The 22,775-nt window shown below is 38.0% G+C and carries 22 protein-coding genes and 1 tRNA gene; 20 read left to right on the forward strand and 3 right to left on the reverse strand.

Annotation, left to right across the window (positions count from 1 at the left end):
* Window positions 1–167: 167 nt before the first annotated feature.
* The 3 genes from J8L70_RS13520 (at window position 168) to J8L70_RS13530 (ending at window position 2,668) form a co-directional block, all read left to right on the forward strand.
* Window positions 168–1,406 carry an HDOD domain-containing protein gene (locus J8L70_RS13520; RefSeq protein WP_247664831.1) on the forward strand — a complete coding sequence of 413 codons (1,239 nt, stop codon included), beginning with the start codon at window positions 168–170 and terminating at the stop codon, window positions 1,404–1,406.
* A gap of 2 nt (window positions 1,407–1,408) precedes the next feature.
* Window positions 1,409–2,017, forward strand: coding sequence for a paraquat-inducible protein A (locus J8L70_RS13525; RefSeq protein WP_211056127.1), 609 nt, complete (start codon window positions 1,409–1,411; stop codon window positions 2,015–2,017).
* 195 nt (window positions 2,018–2,212) lie between these two features.
* Window positions 2,213–2,668, forward strand: coding sequence for a hypothetical protein (locus tag J8L70_RS13530; RefSeq protein ID WP_211056128.1), 456 nt, complete (start codon window positions 2,213–2,215; stop codon window positions 2,666–2,668).
* A gap of 233 nt (window positions 2,669–2,901) precedes the next feature.
* Here the strand turns inward: J8L70_RS13530 and J8L70_RS13535 are convergent, their stop codons facing one another.
* On the reverse strand, window positions 2,902–3,408 hold the full coding sequence (locus J8L70_RS13535) for an ACT domain-containing protein (RefSeq protein WP_211056129.1): 507 nt from the start codon (window positions 3,406–3,408) through the stop codon (window positions 2,902–2,904).
* Window positions 3,409–3,699: 291 nt separating this feature from the next.
* On the opposite strand from J8L70_RS13535, the gene J8L70_RS13540 reads away from it, so the two are divergent.
* The 7 genes from J8L70_RS13540 (at window position 3,700) to J8L70_RS13570 (ending at window position 12,319) form a co-directional block, all read left to right on the forward strand.
* Window positions 3,700–5,934 carry an ABC transporter permease subunit gene (locus tag J8L70_RS13540; protein WP_211056130.1) on the forward strand — a complete coding sequence of 745 codons (2,235 nt, stop codon included), beginning with the start codon at window positions 3,700–3,702 and terminating at the stop codon, window positions 5,932–5,934.
* A 15-nt stretch (window positions 5,935–5,949) separates the two neighbouring features.
* Complete coding sequence (pstA, locus tag J8L70_RS13545; protein WP_211056131.1) at window positions 5,950–7,599, forward strand: phosphate ABC transporter permease PstA; 1,650 nt, start codon at window positions 5,950–5,952, stop codon at window positions 7,597–7,599.
* A gap of 26 nt (window positions 7,600–7,625) precedes the next feature.
* Window positions 7,626–8,444 (forward strand): phosphate ABC transporter ATP-binding protein PstB, encoded by an 819-nt coding sequence (pstB, locus tag J8L70_RS13550; protein WP_211056132.1) that lies wholly within the window; start codon window positions 7,626–7,628, stop codon window positions 8,442–8,444.
* A 44-nt stretch (window positions 8,445–8,488) separates the two neighbouring features.
* Window positions 8,489–9,190 (forward strand): phosphate signaling complex protein PhoU, encoded by a 702-nt coding sequence (gene phoU / locus J8L70_RS13555; protein ID WP_211056133.1) that lies wholly within the window; start codon window positions 8,489–8,491, stop codon window positions 9,188–9,190.
* Window positions 9,191–9,334: 144 nt separating this feature from the next.
* On the forward strand, window positions 9,335–10,012 hold the full coding sequence (locus J8L70_RS13560; RefSeq protein WP_211056134.1) for a TIGR00153 family protein: 678 nt from the start codon (window positions 9,335–9,337) through the stop codon (window positions 10,010–10,012).
* Window positions 10,013–10,049: 37 nt separating this feature from the next.
* A complete protein-coding gene (locus tag J8L70_RS13565; RefSeq protein ID WP_211056135.1) occupies window positions 10,050–11,318 on the forward strand; it encodes an inorganic phosphate transporter in 1,269 nt (422 codons plus the stop codon).
* Window positions 11,319–11,407: 89 nt separating this feature from the next.
* Complete coding sequence (locus J8L70_RS13570) at window positions 11,408–12,319, forward strand: hydrogen peroxide-inducible genes activator (protein ID WP_211056136.1); 912 nt, start codon at window positions 11,408–11,410, stop codon at window positions 12,317–12,319.
* An 18-nt stretch (window positions 12,320–12,337) separates the two neighbouring features.
* Here the strand turns inward: J8L70_RS13570 and J8L70_RS13575 are convergent, their stop codons facing one another.
* Window positions 12,338–12,550 (reverse strand): hypothetical protein, encoded by a 213-nt coding sequence (locus J8L70_RS13575; protein WP_211056137.1) that lies wholly within the window; start codon window positions 12,548–12,550, stop codon window positions 12,338–12,340.
* A 334-nt stretch (window positions 12,551–12,884) separates the two neighbouring features.
* On the opposite strand from J8L70_RS13575, the gene queA reads away from it, so the two are divergent.
* The 6 genes from queA (at window position 12,885) to J8L70_RS13605 (ending at window position 19,404) form a co-directional block, all read left to right on the forward strand.
* Window positions 12,885–13,916, forward strand: a complete 1,032-nt coding sequence (gene queA, locus J8L70_RS13580) for a tRNA preQ1(34) S-adenosylmethionine ribosyltransferase-isomerase QueA (RefSeq protein ID WP_211056138.1) — start codon at window positions 12,885–12,887, stop codon at window positions 13,914–13,916.
* Window positions 13,917–14,067: 151 nt separating this feature from the next.
* A complete protein-coding gene (tgt, locus tag J8L70_RS13585; RefSeq protein WP_211056139.1) occupies window positions 14,068–15,195 on the forward strand; it encodes a tRNA guanosine(34) transglycosylase Tgt in 1,128 nt (375 codons plus the stop codon).
* Between the two features lie 27 nt (window positions 15,196–15,222).
* The gene (yajC, locus tag J8L70_RS13590; RefSeq protein ID WP_211056140.1) at window positions 15,223–15,558 is read left to right on the forward strand and encodes a preprotein translocase subunit YajC; all 336 of its coding nucleotides are present in this window, start codon (window positions 15,223–15,225) and stop codon (window positions 15,556–15,558) included.
* Between the two features lie 18 nt (window positions 15,559–15,576).
* A complete protein-coding gene (secD, locus tag J8L70_RS13595; protein WP_211056141.1) occupies window positions 15,577–17,436 on the forward strand; it encodes a protein translocase subunit SecD in 1,860 nt (619 codons plus the stop codon).
* 9 nt (window positions 17,437–17,445) lie between these two features.
* Window positions 17,446–18,393, forward strand: a complete 948-nt coding sequence (secF, locus tag J8L70_RS13600; RefSeq protein WP_211056142.1) for a protein translocase subunit SecF — start codon at window positions 17,446–17,448, stop codon at window positions 18,391–18,393.
* Between the two features lie 204 nt (window positions 18,394–18,597).
* Window positions 18,598–19,404 (forward strand): transporter substrate-binding domain-containing protein, encoded by an 807-nt coding sequence (locus J8L70_RS13605; RefSeq protein WP_211056143.1) that lies wholly within the window; start codon window positions 18,598–18,600, stop codon window positions 19,402–19,404.
* Between the two features lie 58 nt (window positions 19,405–19,462).
* Here the strand turns inward: J8L70_RS13605 and suhB are convergent, their stop codons facing one another.
* Window positions 19,463–20,266, reverse strand: a complete 804-nt coding sequence (suhB, locus tag J8L70_RS13610; protein ID WP_211056144.1) for an inositol-1-monophosphatase — start codon at window positions 20,264–20,266, stop codon at window positions 19,463–19,465.
* Window positions 20,267–20,484: 218 nt separating this feature from the next.
* On the opposite strand from suhB, the gene J8L70_RS13615 reads away from it, so the two are divergent.
* The 4 genes from J8L70_RS13615 (at window position 20,485) to J8L70_RS13630 (ending at window position 22,276) form a co-directional block, all read left to right on the forward strand.
* Window positions 20,485–20,901, forward strand: a complete 417-nt coding sequence (locus J8L70_RS13615; protein ID WP_211056145.1) for a VOC family protein — start codon at window positions 20,485–20,487, stop codon at window positions 20,899–20,901.
* Between the two features lie 310 nt (window positions 20,902–21,211).
* On the forward strand, window positions 21,212–21,781 hold the full coding sequence (locus J8L70_RS13620; protein ID WP_211056146.1) for a BON domain-containing protein: 570 nt from the start codon (window positions 21,212–21,214) through the stop codon (window positions 21,779–21,781).
* Between the two features lie 65 nt (window positions 21,782–21,846).
* Window positions 21,847–22,005 carry a YqaE/Pmp3 family membrane protein gene (locus J8L70_RS13625; protein ID WP_211056147.1) on the forward strand — a complete coding sequence of 53 codons (159 nt, stop codon included), beginning with the start codon at window positions 21,847–21,849 and terminating at the stop codon, window positions 22,003–22,005.
* A 194-nt stretch (window positions 22,006–22,199) separates the two neighbouring features.
* Window positions 22,200–22,276: transfer RNA gene (locus J8L70_RS13630), tRNA-Ile, on the forward strand.
* The last annotated feature ends 499 nt before the right edge of the window (window positions 22,277–22,775 follow it).

The following is a 22,775-nucleotide window of genomic DNA, read 5'->3' on the forward strand; positions in this document are numbered from 1 at the left end:
ATCATACTTTTTGTGTGTATATTATTAAAAATAAATAAATTGCCTATTTTTTAGTTTTTTGCAATTATTCATACTTACTATCAATCTAATATTATTTTTTTAGTAGTAAAGTACCTGTTTTGTGAACGAACACTTAAAGTATAAAGTAATCTATTGGATATACCCTTTTGACAACAAATATTAATCAATATATCGCACGACAAGCTATTTTTAATGCTGATAAAAGCGTGTATGCCTATGAGTTATTATATCGTGATTCATCAAAAAATAGCTTTCCCATCGGCACCTCTGATGAATTAGCCACTAGCAGGGTTTTTCTTAATTCACTGATGTTTATTGGGGTAGAGAGATTAACCGCTAATAAACCTACTTTTGTTAACCTCTCGACAGACTCTTTATTAGCTGAAACACCCAAGGTGTTAGAGCCTAAATCGGTGGTTATTGAAATAGTAGAGCGGACCGATAATATTGCACAAGTTGTAAAAAGTGTTTCAAAGTTAAAAAAAGAAGGCTATATATTTGCACTTGATGATTATGATGGCGACCCTAAATGGGAGCCGTTGTTATCATTAGTGAACTTTATAAAGCTAGAAATAGATGAAACGACTGTTAAAACGGTTATGCAGCTAAAGTTACTCAAGCATAACTACCCGCACATAAAGGTGATTGTAGAGCGAATAGAAACGTACAAACAATTTAAGCAGCTAAAAGCCGCAGGTTGTATGTATTTTCAAGGCTACTTTTTTGCACGCCCTGAAATGCTTTCTTCTACTCGACTCGACCCCTCTAAAACAACCGTGTTTGAACTATTAAGTTGTACCGCTAAAAGTGATTTATGCTTTGAAGAAATTCACCAAAAAGTATCACGAGATATCAGTGTGACAGCACGAATATTAAAACTGGCTAATGCCCGGCTAGGAAAAAATAATTTAGTAATTACCTCTATTCCACAAGCCGTTGTATTTTTAGGTGAAGATGCGATTCGTCAGTTTGTACGGATTTTAGCTATTAGTGAGTTAGGGAGTAATAAGCCGGTTGAACTGACAAAACTTGCTTTAACTAGAGCTAAGTTATTATCATTGTTGTTGGGAGACGATCATAATTTATCACAACAAGGTTATTTAGTTGGATTGCTTTCTTTATTAGATGCCATGTTAGATTTAGACTTGGAAATGATTGTCTCAGAGTTAGGGTTAGATAAGAGAATAGCGAACGCACTATTATTATCACAAGGAAAGTTAGGAGAGTGTTTAGCTTTAGTGCGTGCAATTGAAGCCGATAGTGCAGATGTAACTAATTTGCTATTAAATAAAGCGCAAGGCGCTTTGGCAGACGATGTTTTTAATGAATATATTTTGGAGTCCATTTTTTATGCTGACGAAATTATTGAATCAATGGCGTCTTAAGTATGCGTAATTGGTTAACCGTATTAAGTGTCATAATTGCTTTGTGTTTATTGATCCCTGGTATAACAAAGCCTGTTTTAAGTATTGAAGGAAGTATTGATAAATCTCAGTTGGCACAAGCCGGAATCGAGATGCTGGCAGAAGAAGGAGATAGACGTACGCGAAGTACATTAATGATGTTTTCAAGTATGTTAGGTCTTGATGCCTTAGAGGGGGAGATTAATGTATATGAAAAAACACGCAGTATTTGGGGAACAGTCACCGAGCTAGCTGAGCATAATAACTTTTTAGTGGCTATGCTGGTTGCGTTATTTTCGATTGTTATTCCGCTGATAAAGTTACTTATACAGCTTATTTATTGCTGTTTAAATGTAAGTAACGCAAAGCAAAAGTTAGGGCAGGTAATTCAGGCATTAAGTAAATGGAGCATGGTTGATGTATTTGTTATTGCTTTAATTGTTACCTATTTGGCTGGTAATGCACATGGAAACAGCGGTGAACTGCTTATTTTAAATGCCTCCTTTGGTGAAGGCTTTTGGTACTTTACAGCATATTGCTTGTTTTCGATTGCGGCGAGTATGTTGATTAAGACAGGTAAGACTAACGCCTAGTGATATCAATATTTACTATTTTTAATGACGCTCAGTTTTAATTTTGCTCTATAAAACTTACTCATTAAGTGTAAGTTGTTCTTAATTTATTAAATTGTGATGAATACAGTTTTTTTAATATATTGTTTTATCAGACTTTTTATTTGGCATGTATTACGCAACAGTGAGGTACAACGACTTTACTAAGGAATACACATGCAAGTTAAAACAATTAAAGAAGTGTACGATTGGACTGTTTTATTTCACACACAAATGGCTGCTAATTTTTATAGCTTAAAAGATGTGTTAGATGAATATAATACAATGTTAGTCGATTACTATTTGAGTTATGAGAAAAAACTAGCTGAAGATCTGGTTGGCTTTAAAGCGATTACTGAAATTAATACTTTAGATACCTTTAGTTATGAGTATTTCGAAGATAATCCAGAGTTAATTACGTTTAATGATATTAGCAAAGAGCAGCAATTTGATGAGCAAGTGATTCAAAATTACGTATCGCAGGAGCACCAAAAAGTCATTGCGCTTTACGAATATTTATATGAACGAGCAAAAATTGATGATGCGATAGAAAAACTAAATCAGATATTAGAGCTTGAACGACAGGGCTTAAAACAAATGATGCAAAGCAGTAATCGCCACCGTGATATGTAACTCATCTGTTGTATGTAAGCCGTATTTTAATTGCCCTGCCAATAGCGTGGGGTTATTCACTTTTAATACTGGGTGTTATTTTAAAAGTTAAAATTTGTACGAGTGCCTTTGCCAGTGAGCTTTGTGGTAAATGTGCCCCGGTGATACATTGATTAAACTGCCAGATTAAATCATTAATATGCAAAAGTATGACTTAAAAGAGTTAAGTCATACTAAGTTGTACTAATACTGAGTTACGCCTCTTCTACATCAACGATTAAATCGCTAGTAATGGCCTCAAGGGCTTCAATAACATCATCGCGGTTCACCGTTGTGGGTAACGAGACTGTTGCAACGGCACTAAATATAGGAACACCCCAGTTTGGTGCACTTTGTTGGCGTGAGTTTAAATGCGTAATATTAGCGCCCTTGTGACGAATTACACTGGCAAGTTCTTGTACAATACCTGGGCGATCATTGCCGGTAATAATAAAGTTTAATTGTTCAAGTAAGGCTTCGGTTGGCTGCTCTGCACCGGCCTCAATTCGTACTTCAAGTTCGGGTAAATCATTTAATGCATCGTACAATGCCTGAAAATGCGCTTCGGCAACTTCTAATTGTATGATTCCAGCAAAGTGACCTAATAAATGGCTTAAATTACTGCTTAACCAATTGCCTTGGTTTTCTAATACTACCGAAGAAATACTCTCTACCAGCCCTGGACGATCTTTTCCCAAAATAGTGATAACTAATTGCTTCATAAATATTCTCTTTTTAACTTTAATGAGGTCATAGCAGGTTGATTGTTATTTTAAAACAAGGTGATTAAATCCAAAAACAATTCACTTACTGACGTGCTTTAGTGTCAATATTAAAGCGGGTTTAATTTTTTATTACAGTGCAGTATTGACCTCTACATGCATTTTGTCCAATAAAATACATGTATCATTTGTATGGCCATAAACGTACTTTATTACAAATTGAACCACTGTAACATTGCTGTCATATTTATGAAATATAATTGCTAAACGTTAAACTCTAAGGCCACTGCGATGTCGTCACTTGAAAAAAAGCAGACACTTAATACAGATCGTAGTCGCCTGATCAAAGATAGATTTGCCCAATTAAGCATCAGTGCGGGTGGCGTAATGGTATTACTTGCGCTATTACTGATATTTTTCTATTTATTGTATGTTGTTGAGCCCGTTTTTGAATCAGCAAAGGTAGAGCAGCGCAATACATTTGCGATTGAAAACGTAGAGCATGTTGTAGGGCTCGGTATTGAAGAGCAAACAGAATTTGCTTATGTTTTGTATAAACAAGGTGAAATTGCATTTTATACTGTTGGTGATCAGCAATTTGGTAATGTGATTAATTCAACCCCGTTAAATTTACCCAGTCGTGCTACAAGTTTTGCTAATAGCGCTCCTTTTCAGGGCCTTTATGGTTACGGTCTTGAAAATGGGTCGGTTATGATTGTTGCACCTAAGTTTAGCGCTCGCTTTGATTATAATCAGCGAGTACTTACCCCCGAAGTGTCTTACCCATTAGGAAAAAACGCATTACAAGTAGCGCAAAACAGCTCAGCGATTACGCGTTTTGCGTTTACTCATGAAGAGAAAAATGCGGCGGTGCTTGCGTTAACTGCTGACAAACGCGTTTTATTTACACGTTTTAATCTAACCGATGATGCACTTTGTTGTGCTCAACAATGGAGCGTAAAGCGTGCTGAACTTGATTTTAGTGGGCGAGTAGATGAACTGCTATTAACACCTGATGCTAAGCGAGCATTTGTTCGCTCTGCAAATCAAATTTATGTTTACGATACCCTTGATACACATAACATAACATTAATACAGGTACTTTCTGCAAACGAAGAAAATGCCAATATAGTGTCATCTAAGCTGCTTGCGGGTGCTAATTCGTTAATGTTAGTGAATGATAATGCCGTGGTATCGCAGTGGTTTGAAGTGAATAACGATAGCGAGCGTGTTTATAAGAAAGTCCGCACTTTTAACGTCACTCAGCAAGCTAACATGCATATTTATGGTGAGTATTATCGTCGTAGCTTTTTTACGACCGGTGAAAATGGTTTACTAGGGCTTTATTATACAAGCAGTGATAGCACTTTATGGCAAGGCCAGGTTTCTGAGCATGCGATAACACAATTTGCTATTGCACCTAGAGCAAACGCTGCCGTTATACTTGCGGGTAAAGATATATCGGTACTTAATATTAAAAATGAGCACCCAGAAGTGACGTGGTCTGCATTATGGCAAGAGGTATGGTATGAGAATTACCCTGAGCCAAGTTATGTATGGCAATCATCTTCGGCGAGTGACGATTTTGAGCCTAAGTTTTCGTTAGTGCCTATTACATTTGGTACGTTAAAAGCGGCGTTTTACGCTATGTTATTTGCCGTGCCTATTGCCGTTAGTTCAGCAATTTATACTGCTTATTTTATGTCGGATAAACTGCGAAAAATTGTAAAACCTACAGTTGAAACCATGGAGGCTTTGCCTACCGTTATTTTAGGTTTTTTAGCTGGGTTATGGCTTGCCCCCATTATTGAACAGTATTTACCTGCGATTATAGCGTTATTATTTTTATTGCCTGGCAGTATATTAGCTACGGCATTGGCTTACTCTCAGTTGCCAGCTCGTATACGCGAACAATTACCCGAAGGTTTTCATGCACTGTTATTAATTCCGGTTATCATACTGATAACGTGGCTATCTTTTGCAATGAGCCCGACTATCGAATTATGGTTTTTTGATGGCCATACTCGTCAATATTTAACCAGTGAACTGGGTATGACTTACGATCAGCGAAATTCGCTTGTGGTGGGTTTAGCTATGGGCTTTGCTGTTATTCCAACTATATTTACAATTGCCGAAGATGCGGTATTTAGTGTGCCTAAACATTTATCAAATGGGTCTTTAGCGTTGGGCGCTACAAAGTGGCAAACATTAATGCGTGTAGTGTTATTAACGGCTAGTCCGGGTATTTTTTCTGCCATAATGATGGGCCTTGGCCGTGCTGTTGGAGAAACAATGATTGTACTTATGGCCACAGGCAATACCCCTATTATGGATTGGAGTGTTTTTCAGGGGATGCGTACTTTAGCTGCTAATATTGCAATAGAGATGCCTGAGTCTGAAACCGGTAGCTCACATTATCGGATACTATTTTTAGCCGCTTTTGTGCTTTTTATTTTCACCTTTATTTTTAATACCGTAGCTGAATATGTGCGTCAGCAGCTACGTGAAAAATACAGTTCGATGTAGTGCAGGGCTAAACAAATGATGAAAGAATGGTTTCGCTCTGGTACACCTTGGATATGGCTCACTGGTGGTGCTCTAAGTATTAGTTTAATTGCCGTGATTGGCTTATTAGCGATGATTGCCGTTAAAGGGCTAAGTTATTTTTGGCCTGCGCAGGTGATGCAGTTTGAAGTAGAAGGCTTTGTACCTAAACAAACGGTTATAGGTGAGGTTTACGATTCAGAAATCGTACCGCGAGAGCAACTTTCAGCTGCCGGTTATGACTTATCTGCGTTCAATAATGCAGAATTTAAACGCTTATTAATAAAAACCGGTAACCGTGAATATGTTGACCTAGATTTTAGATGGATTTTAACGACTGATATTAAATCGCAATCTACGCCTAGCGGATTAGCGGTGATTGAACGCAGTAAAAATGGGTATTTTTATGGTTATATCAGCGCTGTTATTAAAAATGGTGAAACAATAACTGAAAATAACCAGGCGGTTTTAAATTCACTTATTGAGCGTGCTGTTGCATTAAACAAACAAGCACACAAGTTACAAAGTGATGATATTGGTAAAATAAATTATCAACTTGAGCAGCTACGCTTAACACAAAAGGGGTATGAGTTAGATAATGAGTTCACACCCGCACGCGCAGCTGAAATAGCAAAACAGCAAAAACAATTGTATAAGCAGTCTCAATTATTAGAAACCGAATTATTTGCATTGCGCGAACAAGCAAAACGCGATCAAGTGGTGGTTACCGATATGCGTAATGAGCAAGTAACCCTTGAGATCAGTGAAGTTTTAGCGATTTGGTTTCCAAATGATATGAGTGTATTTGACAAATTAGGCCATTATTTTATGCAACTTGGTAAATTTGTTAGTGATGATCCAAGAGAGGCAAATACCGAAGGGGGCGTGTTCCCTGCTATTTTTGGGACTGTGTTTATGGTGATGCTAATGGCGGTTATTGTGACGCCGTTTGGTGTTGTTGCGGCTATTTATTTACATGAATATGCGACAAAAAATGCATTTACTAAAATGATTCGTATAGCCGTTATTAACTTAGCCGGTGTACCTTCAATTGTGTATGGTGTTTTTGGCTTAGGCTTTTTTGTATATGTATTGGGGGGCAGTATTGACCAATTATTTTACCCTGAATCGTCACCAACTCCTGTATTTGGTACACCGGGTGTAATGTGGTCAGCATTAACACTCGCAATATTAACATTACCTGTGGTTATTGTATCGACAGAGGAAGGGCTATCGCGCATACCAAGCTCAATTAGAGATGGTTCGTTAGCATTGGGGGCCACTAAAATTGAAACCCTATGGCGTATTGTGATCCCTATGGCAAGCCCCGCGATTATGACCGGGTTAATTTTAGCCGTGGCGCGTGCTGCCGGAGAAGTTGCTCCATTAATGTTAGTTGGGGTGGTGAAAATGGCCCCCAGTTTACCGTTTGATGGTAACTTTCCTTATATCCATTTAGAGAGAAAGTTTATGCATTTAGGATTTCATATATACGACGTTGGTTTTCAAAGTCCAAATGTAGAAGCGGCAAGGCCTTTGGTATACGCAACCGCATTTTTATTAGTGTCGGTAATTATCGCTTTAAATATAACGGCGATCAGAATTCGTAATCGTTTACGCGAAAAGTTCATAACACTTGAACATTAATTTAAAACAGATTTATAGGTAACCAAATGATTTCGATTGCGCTACAGCAAGATGTTGCTATGAAGTTAGATTTAAATAATTTAACCGATGAACAAAAAGCATTGCAAATTAAAAACCTAAATCTATTTTATGGTGATAAACAAGCGTTAAAAGATATTAATATGAGTATACCTAAAGGCCAGGTAACCGCATTTATTGGTCCATCGGGTTGTGGTAAGTCGACTTTATTGCGTTGTATTAACCGGATGAATGATTTAGTTGAAAATTGCAAAGTTGAGGGTGAAATATTTTTAAATGCGCAAAATATTTATGCCAAAGGGATTGATGTTGCAGCACTGAGAAGAAATGTCGGTATGGTGTTTCAAAGACCGAACCCTTTTCCTAAATCAATTTATGAAAATGTAGTTTATGGCTTACGCTTACAAGGTATAAAAGAAAAACGAAAATTAGATGAAGTAGTGGAGCATTCGTTACGTAGTGCGGCACTGTGGGATGAAGTAAAAGACAGGCTTCATGATAGTGCATTTGGTTTATCGGGTGGACAACAGCAACGTTTAGTTATTGCTCGTTCGATAGCAATCGAACCAGAGGTATTATTGCTTGATGAGCCGACTTCTGCTTTGGATCCGATTTCTACGCTAGTAATCGAAGAGCTAATAAATGATTTAAAAAATAAATATACGGTAGTCATTGTAACGCACAATATGCAACAAGCGGCCAGAGTGTCAGATCAAACGGCCTTTATGCACATGGGTGAGCTAATTGAGTACACCGATACTAATACGTTGTTTACCACACCAGATAAAAAGAAGACTGAAGATTATATTACCGGTCGTTATGGCTAGCTGTACAGGTAAGTTGTGAAGCTGCATTACTTAAGAAGGTTACTATGGAACATAATATCAACAAGCATATTTCTGGGCGCTTTAATCTAGAGCTTGAAAACGTTAGAAACCATGTATTAAACATGGGCGGGTTAGTAGAGCAGCAGCTAAACAGTGCATTAGATGCATTAAGTAAAAATGATGCTGAATTGGCTAAAAAAGTGTGTGATAACGACTATAAAGTCAATGCAATGGAAGTAAGCATTGATGAAGAATGTGCGCGAATTATCGCCCGACGCCAACCTGCGGCAAGTGATTTACGTTTAGTGATTGCAATCACAAAAACAATTGTTGATTTAGAGCGAATTGGCGATGAAGCACAGCGTATTGCAAAGGTCGCACTGGCTGAGTTTCACACAGACCAACAACACTTGTTGGTGAATATTGAAACCATGGGGCGATTAGTTTTAACCATGTTACATGATGTACTTGATGCATTTGCACGTATGGATGTTCAACGCGCATTTATGGTGCATAAAAATGATGTAAAAATAGATCACGAATACGAAGTACAAACACAACAAATAATGCAGTTTATGATGCAAGCACCTAATACCATACCTAAAGTAATGGATTTAATGTGGGTAGTCAGATCGTTGGAGCGTATTGGCGACCGTTGTCAGAATATAGCTGAATACATTATTTACTTTGTTAATGGCAAAGATATTCGTCATACATCGACAGACGATATAGAGAAAACGTTATAGATTTTTAATCATTGTATATTAAAACAACTATTCGTTGTTTTGGGGGTGAATAGACGCACTTTATAGTAAATAAAGCGTTTCTAATCACTGAGAATATTGTAAAATTTGAGCTGCAAAGCATACCAATATATTAAAGGGTCAATTATGCCTACAAATGCATTTTTAGGGGTTTTCGCAAAATCTCCTATTAAACCGATTAAAGAACATATTCATATGGTGAATAAAGCAAGTTCTGCTTTAGCACCTTTCTTTGAACTTGTTTTTGGCAAACAATGGGAAAAAGCGGAAGCACAACGTATTGTTATTCGCAATATTGAACGTGAGGCAGATGAATTAAAGCGCAATATTAGATTACAGTTACCGCGTGGTTTATTTATGCCTGTTGAGCGTACTGACTTATTAGAGTTAGTTACTCAACAAGATAAAATAGCTAATATTGCAAAAGATATTGCTGGGCGTGTGATTGGCCGTAAAATGGATATCCCTTCACAAATCCAATCAGATTTTGCAAGTTATGTTGGGCGTTGTATTGAAGCGACAGAACAAGCTGCAAAAGCAATTAATGAACTTGAAGAATTACTAGAAACCGGCTTTAAAGGCCGTGAAGTCGTCCTTGTTGAAAAAATGCTAGTTAAATTAGATGCGATTGAACAAGACACTGATGACATGCAAATTAGGATACGTCGTCAGCTTATGACTCTTGAGAAGGATCTTAATCCAATTGATGTTATGTTTTTATATAAGATCATTGAAAATATTGGCGAGTTAGCTGACTTTGCTGAACGCGTTGGATCACGACTAGAGCTAATGTTAGCTCGTTAATGTTATAAATACTTTCTAAAAAGATTAAGGTTTTACAATGGATATCATTGCATCTTATGGTAGTACACTCATTCTAATTGCAGCTGCAGTTGGCTTTTTCATGGCTTATGGTATTGGCGCTAACGATGTAGCTAACGCGATGGGTACATCGGTAGGGTCAAAAGCATTAACAATAAAACAAGCGATAATCATCGCGATGATTTTTGAATTTGCTGGCGCTTACTTGGCCGGTGGTGAGGTTACATCAACGATTCGTAAAGGGATTATTGACGCAACACCATTTATAGATATACCAGAATTGATGGTACTAGGTATGATTTCGGCACTTTTTGCCGCGGGTACTTGGTTATTAATCGCTTCATTTTTAGGCTGGCCTGTATCAACTACGCATTCAATTATTGGTGCAATCGTTGGTTTTGCTTTAGTTGCTGTAGGTAGCGAAGCAATTCAATGGGGTAAAGTTGCTGGTATTGTAGGTAGCTGGATAGTAACACCTGCTATATCAGGTTTTATTGCTTACTTAATTTTTATGAGCGCACAAAAGCTTATATTTGATACTGATGCTCCTTTAAAAAATGCAAAACGTTATGTACCTGTATACATGGGTTTAGCGGGTTTCATTATGGCTTTAGTAACAATTAAAAAAGGCTTAAAGCACATCGGCATTAACCTAGGAACGACTGAAGGCTACTTAATTTCTATCGCTATTGCTGTAATTGTTGCTCTTATAGGTAAAGTGTTTATTTCACGTTTAAACATCGACCCTAAAGCTGATAAAGCAATGCAATTTAATAATGTTGAAAAAGTATTTGCTGTATTAATGGTACTAACGGCATGTTGTATGGCGTTTGCTCATGGTTCGAACGATGTTGCTAACGCAATTGGTCCATTGGCTGCGGTTGTGAACATTGTTGAACAACATGGTGAAATTGCTAAAAAGTCAGCAATTGCATGGTGGATATTACCACTAGGTGGTTTTGGTATTGTTGCTGGTTTAGCTATTTTAGGTAAAAAAGTAATTAAAACGATTGGTGAAGGTATTACACATTTAACACCAAGCCGTGGTTTTGCTGCAGAATTAGCTGCTGCATCAACAGTTGTTATTGCATCAGGTACTGGTTTACCAATCTCTACGACTCAAACGTTAGTGGGCGCGGTATTAGGTGTTGGTATGGCACGTGGTATTGCTGCTTTAAATATGGGTGTTGTTAGAAATATCGTGGTTTCTTGGGTAATTACATTGCCAGTTGGCGCTGCCCTTGCTATTGTTATTTTCTACATACTAAGAGCTGTATTTGGAGTTTAACTCTTTCAGTTGCTCGTATTAAAAGACTTTTAGCTTGAAAAGATCTCAATACCTTGGTGTTGGGGTCTTTTTATTTGTGGTAAAAAATTATGACTAACCTTCCAAGTATTAAACAGCTGCAGTATTTAATCGCAGTTCATCAACATCAACATTTTGGCCGAGCGGCTAGCGCTTGTTTTATTGGTCAATCAACACTCAGTAGTGCAATTCAAAACCTTGAGGAAACGTTAGGGTGTCAGCTTATTGAGCGTGAAAATCGTAGTTTAATGTTCACCAGTGTTGGCGAAGAAGTGGTTGAGCGTGCACGGATCATTATTAATGATACGTTGAGCTTAAAAGAGTTAACAAAAAGCTTTTTAACGCCTTTAAATGGTAAGTTAGTTGTCGGTGTTATCCCTACGATAGCCAGCTTTATTGCCGCTCCCTTATATCATTTTTGTCAGCAAACTTTTGCCGATTTAGAACTTATATTAATAGAAGATACCAGTGACAAATTACTGGATAAACTTGAGCACGGCAGCATTGATTTAGCTCTTTTAGCACTCCCTTACGAAACCGATAAATTTCATACACAAGTGCTTGCCCAAGATCGCTTTAGTTTGGTGCATCATAAAGACTACACGATAGCAAAAGGGGTAGAAGATTTTAATTTACTTCCCGATGCGAGTGTATTTTTATTAGAGCGTGAGCATTGTATGACAGGGCATGCTCTAAGTGCGTGTCACTTAAACCGTGCAAGCTGTATTAACCCATTTGAAGCCGCAAGCTTACATACTTTATTGAGCATGGTTGAGCATCAATTAGGGGTCACGTTTTTACCGCAAATGGCGATTAATGCAGGTATTTTGAAAGACAAAAACATGATCGCAACACCACCGCAAAATAATGCCTATAGAGATATTGGTATTTTGTGGCGAAAAACGACCGGCAGAATAAGAGATTTTAAGTTATTCTCAGCACAGCTGGAGATTTTTTTAGCGCAGCAGTGCAGTGTAAAGTAATCAATTACAAAAAAGCAGCTATAAAGGCTGCTTTTGATGTTGGTTGGGACTGTTAAAGGGCTCTAGTTTGGGTAAGAAGAGTAAATAAATCCAAACGACCAAGTTAAAATAAGGGATTAACCCTAAGCACGAAAACACCTTTACAGGGTAACCTTTTGCCATTGCATTACGATAACATTGGTAGGCAATGATTACATGAATAAGCAGTAATAAAACAACTAACTGTGTCATAACTTCCTCCTTAAAACTGTTTAAAATCTTTATTTGCAGATTTAAATAGTAATGTCATGTTTTTATTAAGTAATACTATAAATAACAAGACATTTCATAGTCCGTATCTATATTATAGGTTAAAAATAACACCATGCTAGTGACAAAAAGCAGAAAATAGTTACTAATTACTTAGGTGCTTGTCAGCTAAGGAATTATTGTTTGTTTTTATTTTGGGTAAAAATAGAGCCGGCCTTTCTCCTTGGTTTTTGATGAACCCTACAGCACTTTTCTTGAGCTTACTAAGCGATACGTATACACTTGGCGCGATTTTAAAAGATGTGGAATATTAATAATGCGCGTTGCTGATTTTAGCTTTGACTTACCTGATGAATTAATTGCTCGTTTTCCTAAACAAGATAGAACCAGCAGCAGACTATTTACGCTTGATGGCCCAACGGGTGACGTCGCTCATAAGGTGTTTAGCGATATACTCGAGTTAGTAAATGAAAATGACTTATTGGTATTTAATAATACCAAAGTGATACCTGCACGTATGTTTGGCGAAAAGGCCTCAGGCGGCAAAGTAGAAGTATTAGTCGAGCGTGTGTTAGATGAGCATCGTGTGCTTGCGCATATTCGAGCAAGTAAATCACCAAAACCAGGAAATGAGCTATTACTCGAAGGTAAAGCAAAGGCGGTTATGGTTAAACGCCACGATACTTTGTTTGAACTTGAGTTTGAGCACAGTAAAAACGTACTCGATATTTTAAACGACGTAGGGCACATGCCTTTACCTCCTTATATTGACCGCCCAGATAACGAAGCTGACCGTGAACGTTACCAAACAGTGTATGGTGAAAAACCAGGGGCCGTAGCTGCACCGACTGCTGGGTTGCACTTTGATGATAAGTTAATGGCTGCACTTAAAGAAAAAGGCGTGCAAATGGCATTTGTTACATTGCATGTTGGGGCGGGGACATTTCAGCCGGTAAGAGTTGCCACCATCGATGAGCATGAAATGCACTCGGAGTACATTGAAGTACCTGATGATGTTGTAACCGCAGTAGAGCAAACAAAAGCCAGAGGTGGGCGAGTTATCGCTGTAGGTACAACGTCTGTACGCTCATTAGAGTCGGCAGCTAAAGTACACGGTGGTAAATTAAATACTTACTTTGGCGATACCGATATTTTTATTTATCCAGGCTATAAATTTAATGTGGTTGATGCCATGGTGACAAATTTTCATTTGCCTGAGTCAACTTTAATCATGCTGGTAAGTGCCTTTTCGGGACAAGACAATATTATGGCGGCTTACAATACGGCGATAGAACAAAAATATCGCTTTTTTAGCTACGGCGACGCCATGTTTTTAACGCGTAAATAATAGTAAAACCCAGCCTTCGAGCTGGGTTTTTAGTTTATTGGTTTAATCAATTTTCAATTTATCGCAGTAGATAGTATTAAGCGCGTAAAAAGGGTAGAATCGAGCGGTTAATTTATAGCTGTTGGACTGTTTTTCCGACAATGAGGATAATATGAAATTTGAATTAGATTGTACTGATGGTAAAGCGCGTCGCGGCCGCTTGATATTCGATAGAGGGGTTATTGAAACTCCTGCATTTATGCCAGTAGGTACATACGGTACTGTAAAGGGGATGACCCCTGATGAAGTTAAAGAGACCGGCGCACAAATTTGTTTAGGCAATACCTTTCACTTGATGTTACGTCCAGGTACTGAAATCATTAAGCAACATGGTGATTTACATGACTTTATGAATTGGGATTTTCCTATATTAACTGATTCAGGTGGCTTTCAGGTATTTAGCTTAGGTGCTATGCGTAAAATTACTGAAGAAGGCGTTATGTTTCAATCACCAGTCAATGGTGATCAAATTATGATGTCGCCTGAAAAATCAATGCAAGTGCAGCGCGATTTAGGCTCAGATATTGTGATGATTTTTGATGAATGTACGCCTTACCCTGCTACCGAAAAAGAAGCGAAAGATTCAATGGAGCTTTCTCTTCGTTGGGCTAAGCGTTCAAAAGAAGGTCATGGTGATAACCCTGCGGCCTTATTTGGGATAATCCAAGGGGGTATGTACCCTGAACTTCGTGCACAATCGCAAGCCGGTTTAGAAGAAATTGGTTTTGATGGTTATGCGCTAGGTGGATTATCAGTCGGTGAGCCAAAAAATGAAATGATCAATATTTTAGATCATTGTGCCTATAAAATGCCGCAAGATAAGCCGCGTTATTTAATGGGTGTGGGTAAACCTGAAGACTTAGTTGAATCAGTACGCCGTGGTATTGATATGTTTGACTGTGTAATGCCAACACGTAATGCTCGTAATGGTCATTTATTTATTACAACGGGTGTAATTAAAATTCGTAACGCAGTTCATAAAACAGATACCGGTCCACTTGACCCTGAGTGTGATTGTCATACTTGTAAAAACTATTCGCGTGCTTATTTACATCACCTTGATAAATGTAATGAAATTTTAGGTGCAAGACTAAACACCATTCATAACTTACGTTACTATCAACGTGTAATGGAAGGGTTACGTAACGCCATTAGTAAAGGTCAGCTAGACGAGTTTGTAAATGATTTTTATGCCCGCCTTGGTAAAGAAGTACCAGAGCTGGTAGAGACAACAAATTAAACTATAAAATTAAGAGGAAGTATTATTATGAGTTTATTTATTTCAAATGCACACGCAAGTACAGGTGCAGCTGCTGCAGGTGGCGGTGTGGAAATGCTAATAATGTTAGCAATTTTTGGTTTGGTTTTTTACTTTTTAATTTACCGCCCACAAGCTAAACGTGTAAAAGAGCATAAAAGCTTAATGAGCGCGATGGCCAAAGGTGATGAAGTACTTACCCAAGGTGGCTTGGTAGGTAAAATTGTTAAAATTGCAGATGATAAAGATTTCGTTGTTATTTCATTAAATGAGCAAGCTGAAGTAACGGTTCAAAAATCAGCGGTTTCTGCTGTATTGCCTAAAGGCACTATGAAGTCTCTGTAAAAAAATAAGGACAACCCTGTGTTAAACAAGTTTCCACTTTGGAAGTATTTACTTGTTCTCGCTGTGGTAGCCATTGGCCTTTTATATGCTTCACCAAACTTGTATGGTCGCGATCCGGCGATACAAGTTTCGGGTGCTAAAGGTGCAGATGTTGACCTCAGTGCGTTAGACAAAGTAAGCGCTATTCTTAAAAATAAAAATATTACTGTAAAATCAACTGTGCTTGAAAGTGGACAAATACTTGTTCGTTTTAAAACCGTTGAAGAGCAGTTAAAAGCACAAGATGTATTGCGCGATTCGTTAAGTGAAGATTACGTATCGGCTATCAACATGGCACCGGCACAACCTAATTGGTTAAAATCGCTTGGCGGTAACCCAATGAAGTTAGGCCTAGATTTAAGTGGTGGCGTACATTTCACCATGGAAATCGACATGGCCACGGCTGTTGATAATCAGTTAGAGCAAATGGAACAAGATTTTCGTAGCGACTTACGTGGCGAAAAGCTTCGTTATAAAACGGTTCGCCGTGTTGCTGGAAGTGACCGTATGCGTGTTGAAATGCGTACCGAAGAAGATAAAAACGCTGCAGAGCGCTTTTTAAAATCTCGTTACCCATTAAATTTATACGTTGATGACAGCAGCAACGATAATGCTTTTTACGCTAGTATGAGTGAACAAAAGCTCAAAGAAATTCGTGACTATGCGATTAAGCAAAACGAAACCATTATTCGTAATCGTATCAACCAAATTGGTGTGGCTGAGCCTAATGTGCAGCGCCAAGGCGCAGAACGAATTATTGTTCAGTTACCTGGTGTACAAGATACCGCTCGCGCTAAAGAAATTTTAGGAGCTACAGCTACTTTAGAGTTTCGTGAAGTAGACGAAAACGCGGATCGTAGTGCCGCTGCTCAAGGGCGTATTCCTGCCGGTACTAAAGTTATCAATGACCGTAACGGTTACCCTGTTGTACTGAAAAAGCGCGTTATACTAGAAGGTAGCCACATCACTGGTGCACAATCTGGCAGTGATGAATATCAACGTCCTCAAGTAAGTATTACCTTAGATAGCAAAGGGGGGGCAAAAATGAATGCCTTTACCAAACGTGCTATTGGTAAAAGTATGGCAACGGTATTTATCGAATATAAGCCATCGGGTAAAAAAGATGAAAACGGTAAAGCGCTTCCACCTATAAAGGTTGAAGAAGTGATTAACGTAGCGACAATTCAAGCGCGTTTAGACCGTTCATTTCGTATTACAGGTATTGATAACCCTGCTGAGGCACATAACTTAAGCTTATTATTACGTGCTGGTGCACTTGTGGCGCCAATTCAAATTGTTGAAGAGCGCACAGTAGGACCAAGCTTAGGACAAGAAAATATCGAAGCAGGTATGATGGCAGTAGCACTTGGCTTTGCGTTTGTATTAGTGTTTATGCTTGTTTACTACAAAGGCTTTGGCATGGTTGCAAATGTGGCACTTGCTGCAAACTTAGTCCTTATTGTGGGTGTTATGTCGTTGATCCCAGGTGCAACATTAACGCTACCAGGTATTGCAGGTATTGTACTTACTGTTGGTATGGCCGTTGATGCAAACGTACTTATTTTTGAACGTATCCGTGAAGAGCTAGCCGATGGGCGTAGTCCTCAACAGGCCGTTCACTTTGGTTACGATAGCGCATTTAGCACCATATTTGATGCCAATATAACCACATTAATTGCTGCCGTTATTCTGTTTGCAGTGGGTACAGGCCCTGTTGCTGGTTTTGCGGTTACTCTTGCAATTGGTATTTTAACGTCGATGTTTACAGCCATTGTTGGTACCCGTGCGGTGATCAACTTATTTATTGGTGGTAAGCGCATTGATAAACTTTCAATTTAAGGAACTGACATGCAAATTTTAAAATTAGGTGGTAGAACACTCGGTTTCATGTCTTTTCGTAAAGTAGCAATGGGTTTTTCAACGTTATTAATATTAGCGTCGTTTGCCTCATTTTTTACTAAAGGCTTAAATTTTGGTTTAGATTTTACCGGCGGTACCGCGGTTGAGGTTGGTTTTTCGCAGCCAGCTGATCTGAAAAAAATACGTTCGGTGTTAGCTGAAAACGACTTTGCCGATGCCTCTGTACAGCTATTTGGCTCGAGCCAAGATATTTTGGTACGTTTAGCACCGCGTGGTGCAGACGTAAAAGCCGAAGTTATTGGTAACCAAGTAATAGCAGCACTAAAACAAGCCGATGACAGTGTTGTTATGCGACGCATTGAGTTTGTAGGTCCAAGTGTAGGGGAAGATTTAAAAGAGCAGGGCGGTTTAGCAATGCTAACAGCGCTTATTTGTATCTTAATCTATGTTGCCTTTAGATTTGAGTGGCGCTTTGCTGTGGGTGCGGTAGGTGCACTATTACACGATGTTTTAATTACCTTAGGGTTATTTTCGATATTAGGGCTAGAGTTTGACTTAACCATATTAGCGGCAATTTTAGCGGTTATTGGTTACTCGTTAAATGATACGATTGTTGTATCGGACCGTATACGTGAAAACTTCCGTAAAGTACGCATCGACGACACCATTGAAATTATCGACTTGTCGTTAACGCAAACACTTAACCGTACTCTAGTGACCTCTATAACAACTATTTTGGTACTTATTGCACTATTTGCATGGGGCGGACAAACAATCCATGGTTTTGCTACTGCATTACTGTTTGGTGTGTTTATTGGTACTTATTCTTCTATTTATGTAGCAAGCTCTGTTGCCATTGCAATGGGTGTGAGTAAAGAAGATTTAATACCAGAAGTTATAGAAAAAGAAGGTGCTGATTTAGACGCTATGCCTTAATAGGTGTCGCTACTATTGTTTAATTTATAAAGCATCGATATAAAAAGCCCGATTAACTCATGGCATGAGTTAATCGGGCTTTTTTGTTTATATACCCCCAGACTCCTTTTAAAGATAACAGTGCAAGCATAGAAAAACAGTGCTAACTTTATATTCATAGCAAAACTAGATATTTATCTCAGCTATAAAAAATAGGAGTAGGTTATGTTGTGCTTAAGAGTGATTGTAATCATGGTGAGCTTCGCTTTATTTAGTGTGCACTCATATGCAACAAATATTATAAATATAGCGCAAGAACAACGAGTGCAATATAAACGTGATGAATACCTACTAACGCTTTTAGAAAAAGCATTGGCTGAAGCTAAATATAGTGCCGAAATAAACCAAGTACTTATACACCCTCATCAACAGCGCACGTTAATAGCCTTAGATACAAAAAACTTAGACCTGTTTTGGAGTATGAATAGCCCTGAGCGAGAATCGTTAGCTATTGCTATTAAAATACCGTTATATAAAGGGTTTATTGGTAAACGAGCGTTGTTAACTAAAAAGCGAAATTTAGAGCGTTTTAAACAAATAAAAACCGTGGAGCAACTTGCTAAGTTGTCATCGGTACAAGGGCATGATTGGCCAGATACAAAAATACTGGCACATAACGGGTTAAACGTAAGGCCATTAGCAAACTATCAAGCTATGTTTATGCTAACGGGCAAAGGCCGAATTGACTATTTCCCGCGTTCGTTTATTGAAGTTGGTTCAGAGCTAAAAGCCAATGAGCAAAGTGATTTAGTCATTGTGCCTAATTTATTTATAAGCTACCCAACAGGGTTTTATTATTTTGTATCGAAAAGCAAACCAGAATTAGCTGCAGCGGTGCAAAGGGGTTTAACGGCGATGATAAATAATGGTGAGTTTGATGCGTTATTTAACCAATATTTTGCAGACGATATAGCAGCCTTACCCTATAACAGTAAGGTACAAGAAATAAAATTAGATAACCCATTTTATTAAAATTTAGATATAAAAAAAGGAGCCTAGGCTCCTTTTTAAACGTTAACAATATTAAAAATTAACGTAGTAATGATTCAGTTAACACCGGGCGAATTTCACGGATTATTGCTTGAGTTAACTTAGGAGCACCACAAATAATATTACCGCTCGTTGTGTAATTAACGCCACCTGCAAAATCGACAACCATTCCGCCAGCTTCTTTAATAAGTAGCTCGCCTGCTGCTGTATCCCAAGGTTTTAAACCAATTTCGAAAAATCCATCAACACGGCCCGCTGCAACATAAGCCATATCAAGTGCGGCTGAGCCTGCACGACGAATATCAGCAGTGTGAATGAATAAAGCTTTGAATGCATCAGAGTATGCATCTAAATGGTGTTTTTGTTTGAATGGGAAACCAGTTGCTAAAATAGAACCTGCTAATTCAACCGATTTAGATACACGTAAACGCTTGCTGTTTAATTGTGCACCTTGACCACGAGACGCTGTGAAAAGCTCGCCACGGATTGGATCGTAAACAACAGCTTGGTCTAAACGACCTTTTACTTTAAGTGCGATAGATACCGCGTAGTGAGGAATACCCTTAATGAAGTTAGTTGTGCCATCAAGAGGGTCTACAATCCATTGGTAATCTGCATCTTTGCCTTTATGCTCGCCTAACTCTTCACCAACAATGCAGTGATCTGGGTACGACTTTAAAATAGTATCACGAATTACGGCTTCAGCTTCTTTATCAATGTTAGTTACTAGGTCGTTAGTGCCTTTTTGTTGCACTTCAACTTTTGATAAATCTTCGCTTGCACGAAGTAAAATTTTGCCTGCGTTACGCGCAGCGCGAACCGCAATGTTTAACATTGGATGCATGGTATTACCCTTGGGTTGTAAAAGAACGTTTATATATTTAAGCCGGCGTATTTTAGCGATTTTTAGCACAAAGTAAACAGCTAACTACAATTAGTTTTGTTGTTTTTTTGTACGGCTCTGATCGAAAAAGAAAAAAATGAAATAAAAAACGCTTTACCTAAAGCTAACTTGAGGTTGTATCTTGGGTTTAAATTAAACAAACAATTGGGAATTAATAGATGTATTTAGAGCACGTAAACTTAGTCGTGAGTAATGTCGATGCCATGCTTAAATTTTATCAAGCAGCTTTTCCAAGCTGGAAAATAAGAAGTGAAGGTGAGGGACGTTGGTACAATAAGCCAAGGCGCTGGTTGCATTTTGGAAATGATCATCAATATATAGCGATCAGTGATAATGGCGAGGGAGATAATCGTGATCTTAGCGATCATCAAGTTGGTTTAGCGCATTTTGCTTATGTAACGAATAACTTAAACAGTGTGATAAAACGACTAGAAAACGCAGGCTTTAAAATAGCTAAACCAGGAATAGATAACCCGTTTAGAAAAAACGTGTACTTTATTGACCCGGCAGGTTTTGAAGTTGAGTTTGTAGAGTATTTGAGTGATATACCGAGTGAGCGCAATAATGATCTATAGCAGAGCTTGGCTTAATGAGCTTATTGTGTGGACTCAGCAAAGTATTAATCAATCGATGTTTAGTTTTGTAAGATACGCTTTTTTAACAGGCATACTGCGAGTTTTACATTAACTATAGATTAATAAAATCACACACCACGTGTAGCGATTTTTAGTCATTAAGAAAATTCTACCGATTTGTATGTAAATATTTTCTAAATGGATTGTTATGTTCTGTATTATTTTTTATAAGTTGTTGTTTAATAAGGATTGTTTTGTTGGCCCGAAGTTCGCATTAGTTAAAGTGTCTTTAATCAAAAAGGAAACTATTATGAAAACATTTAACAAGTCTATGATCGCCGCGCTAGTTCTAGGTACAACAGCAATGGGTGCTCAAGCGAGTAGCTGGGAAAATGAAAGTAAAGATGCCTGGATTGATGGTAAAGCAGAAACCGTTCTTTTAATGAACACTAATCTTAACAACTTTGACATTAATACCGATGTTAAAAACGGTAAAGTAGTATTAACTGGTAAAGTTGAAAGTGAGCTAGATAAAGAGTTAGCTGAAGAATTAATTGTTAGTCTAGACGGTGTTACAGGTGTTGATAATGAACTAACGATTGTAAAGTCTATGGACAGTAAGCATGCAAGTAATAAAAACATGCATGACGAAGACGACAATGATTTAACCGATGCGAAAATCACGACAGTCATTACAACACGTTACTTATTTGATTCAGAAGTTGATGGGACTGATATCGATGTTGATACCGATCAAGGAATTGTAACCTTAAATGGTACAGTTGAATCAAAAGCAGAAAAGCAGTTAGCAGTAAATATTGCTAAAAATGCTGAAGATGTACGTGATGTTGTTGATGAACTAACAATTATTGCTGAATAATCTTCATAGTTTAAAGCCCAGTAAAACTGGGCTTTTTGCCGTTTAACTTTATTAGGAGAAGTGCAATGGACATTATTAGAATTATTTTATCAATTTTACTGCCGCCGCTTGGTGTATTTTTACAAGTAGGTCTTGGATTACATTTTTGGATCAATATCGTACTCACCTTATTTGGTTATATACCGGGTATTATTCACGCAATTTATATTATTGCGAAAAAATAGATCCTCTAAAATATAAAAACTCGCTTAATTAGACTACATAAAGCTTACTATTTAATCAGTTGAACTGAACTTTAGGAAAATAACGCTTTTTGCTAGTGACAAGGCCATAAAAAGTTTTTATACTGCAACCCGCTTTAGTCGCTCAGTGGCTAAACGTTAAAAAGTTAGCGTTACTATCAACGCTAATGGTTGTTGGCCCCTTAGCTCAGTTGGTTAGAGCACACGACTCATAATCGTTAGGTCCCCAGTTCGAGTCTGGGAGGGGCCACCATCTCCACTAAATATTTGGGTTGTATGGTGAGTAATCACAATCTCTTTACTGTTTTATTAGATAAGTCGCCAATCCCGACCAAGGTCAACTAGGACCACCTAGATTTTCCCTAAATTTCATTCTAAAAAGAAGCCACGGTTGATTGGGGATCGCTCCTAGTAACGAAATTCGTGTAATTTTTGAATTAAAGACGTATATCTGTGCTAAGTCATTCCGCGAAAGGCTCCCTTTGTAGTGCTCTTAATTTTTTTGCTCATCGCCCTCTCTTCTGAAATTCATAAAAGGTCATGCTATTAGCTAATAAAATCCCTAACATCAGTTTAGTTATTCATTTAACCGATTAGATTTACAGGGCTTTTTATCGAGGGCATACTTATACTTTATAACTATCTAAACTTTATTAAATAATTATTGGTAAGTCAGTGTCACCACTTTCCAGCATTTCTTTTGCAAGTTCAGTTGGTACGTAACCAAAAGAACCTTGCTTTTTAGAGTTAAC

It is taken from the genome of Pseudoalteromonas sp. MMG010, assembly GCF_018100905.1.
GTDB lineage: Bacteria > Pseudomonadota > Gammaproteobacteria > Enterobacterales > Alteromonadaceae > Pseudoalteromonas.

Excerpts from the sequence above, each read along its gene's own strand:
- J8L70_RS13540 (WP_211056130.1), top strand. The coding sequence starts at position 3,700 with ATGTCGTCACTTGAAAAAAAGCAGACACTTAATACAGATCGTAGTCGC.
- J8L70_RS13565 (WP_211056135.1), top strand. The coding sequence starts at position 10,050 with ATGGATATCATTGCATCTTATGGTAGTACACTCATTCTAATTGCAGCT.
- J8L70_RS13530 (WP_211056128.1), top strand. The coding sequence starts at position 2,213 with ATGCAAGTTAAAACAATTAAAGAAGTGTACGATTGGACTGTTTTATTT.
- tgt (WP_211056139.1), top strand. The coding sequence starts at position 14,068 with ATGAAATTTGAATTAGATTGTACTGATGGTAAAGCGCGTCGCGGCCGC.
- J8L70_RS13560 (WP_211056134.1), top strand. The coding sequence starts at position 9,335 with ATGCCTACAAATGCATTTTTAGGGGTTTTCGCAAAATCTCCTATTAAA.
- J8L70_RS13625 (WP_211056147.1), top strand. The coding sequence starts at position 21,847 with ATGGACATTATTAGAATTATTTTATCAATTTTACTGCCGCCGCTTGGT.
- J8L70_RS13605 (WP_211056143.1), top strand. The coding sequence starts at position 18,598 with ATGTTGTGCTTAAGAGTGATTGTAATCATGGTGAGCTTCGCTTTATTT.
- pstB (WP_211056132.1), top strand. The coding sequence starts at position 7,626 with ATGATTTCGATTGCGCTACAGCAAGATGTTGCTATGAAGTTAGATTTA.
- J8L70_RS13535 (WP_211056129.1), bottom strand. The coding sequence starts at position 3,408 with ATGAAGCAATTAGTTATCACTATTTTGGGAAAAGATCGTCCAGGGCTG.
- phoU (WP_211056133.1), top strand. The coding sequence starts at position 8,489 with ATGGAACATAATATCAACAAGCATATTTCTGGGCGCTTTAATCTAGAG.
- J8L70_RS13525 (WP_211056127.1), top strand. The coding sequence starts at position 1,409 with ATGCGTAATTGGTTAACCGTATTAAGTGTCATAATTGCTTTGTGTTTA.
- J8L70_RS13620 (WP_211056146.1), top strand. The coding sequence starts at position 21,212 with ATGAAAACATTTAACAAGTCTATGATCGCCGCGCTAGTTCTAGGTACA.
- pstA (WP_211056131.1), top strand. The coding sequence starts at position 5,950 with ATGATGAAAGAATGGTTTCGCTCTGGTACACCTTGGATATGGCTCACT.
- queA (WP_211056138.1), top strand. The coding sequence starts at position 12,885 with ATGCGCGTTGCTGATTTTAGCTTTGACTTACCTGATGAATTAATTGCT.
- suhB (WP_211056144.1), bottom strand. The coding sequence starts at position 20,266 with ATGCATCCAATGTTAAACATTGCGGTTCGCGCTGCGCGTAACGCAGGC.
- J8L70_RS13570 (WP_211056136.1), top strand. The coding sequence starts at position 11,408 with ATGACTAACCTTCCAAGTATTAAACAGCTGCAGTATTTAATCGCAGTT.
- secF (WP_211056142.1), top strand. The coding sequence starts at position 17,446 with ATGCAAATTTTAAAATTAGGTGGTAGAACACTCGGTTTCATGTCTTTT.
- J8L70_RS13575 (WP_211056137.1), bottom strand. The coding sequence starts at position 12,550 with ATGACACAGTTAGTTGTTTTATTACTGCTTATTCATGTAATCATTGCC.
- J8L70_RS13615 (WP_211056145.1), top strand. The coding sequence starts at position 20,485 with ATGTATTTAGAGCACGTAAACTTAGTCGTGAGTAATGTCGATGCCATG.
- yajC (WP_211056140.1), top strand. The coding sequence starts at position 15,223 with ATGAGTTTATTTATTTCAAATGCACACGCAAGTACAGGTGCAGCTGCT.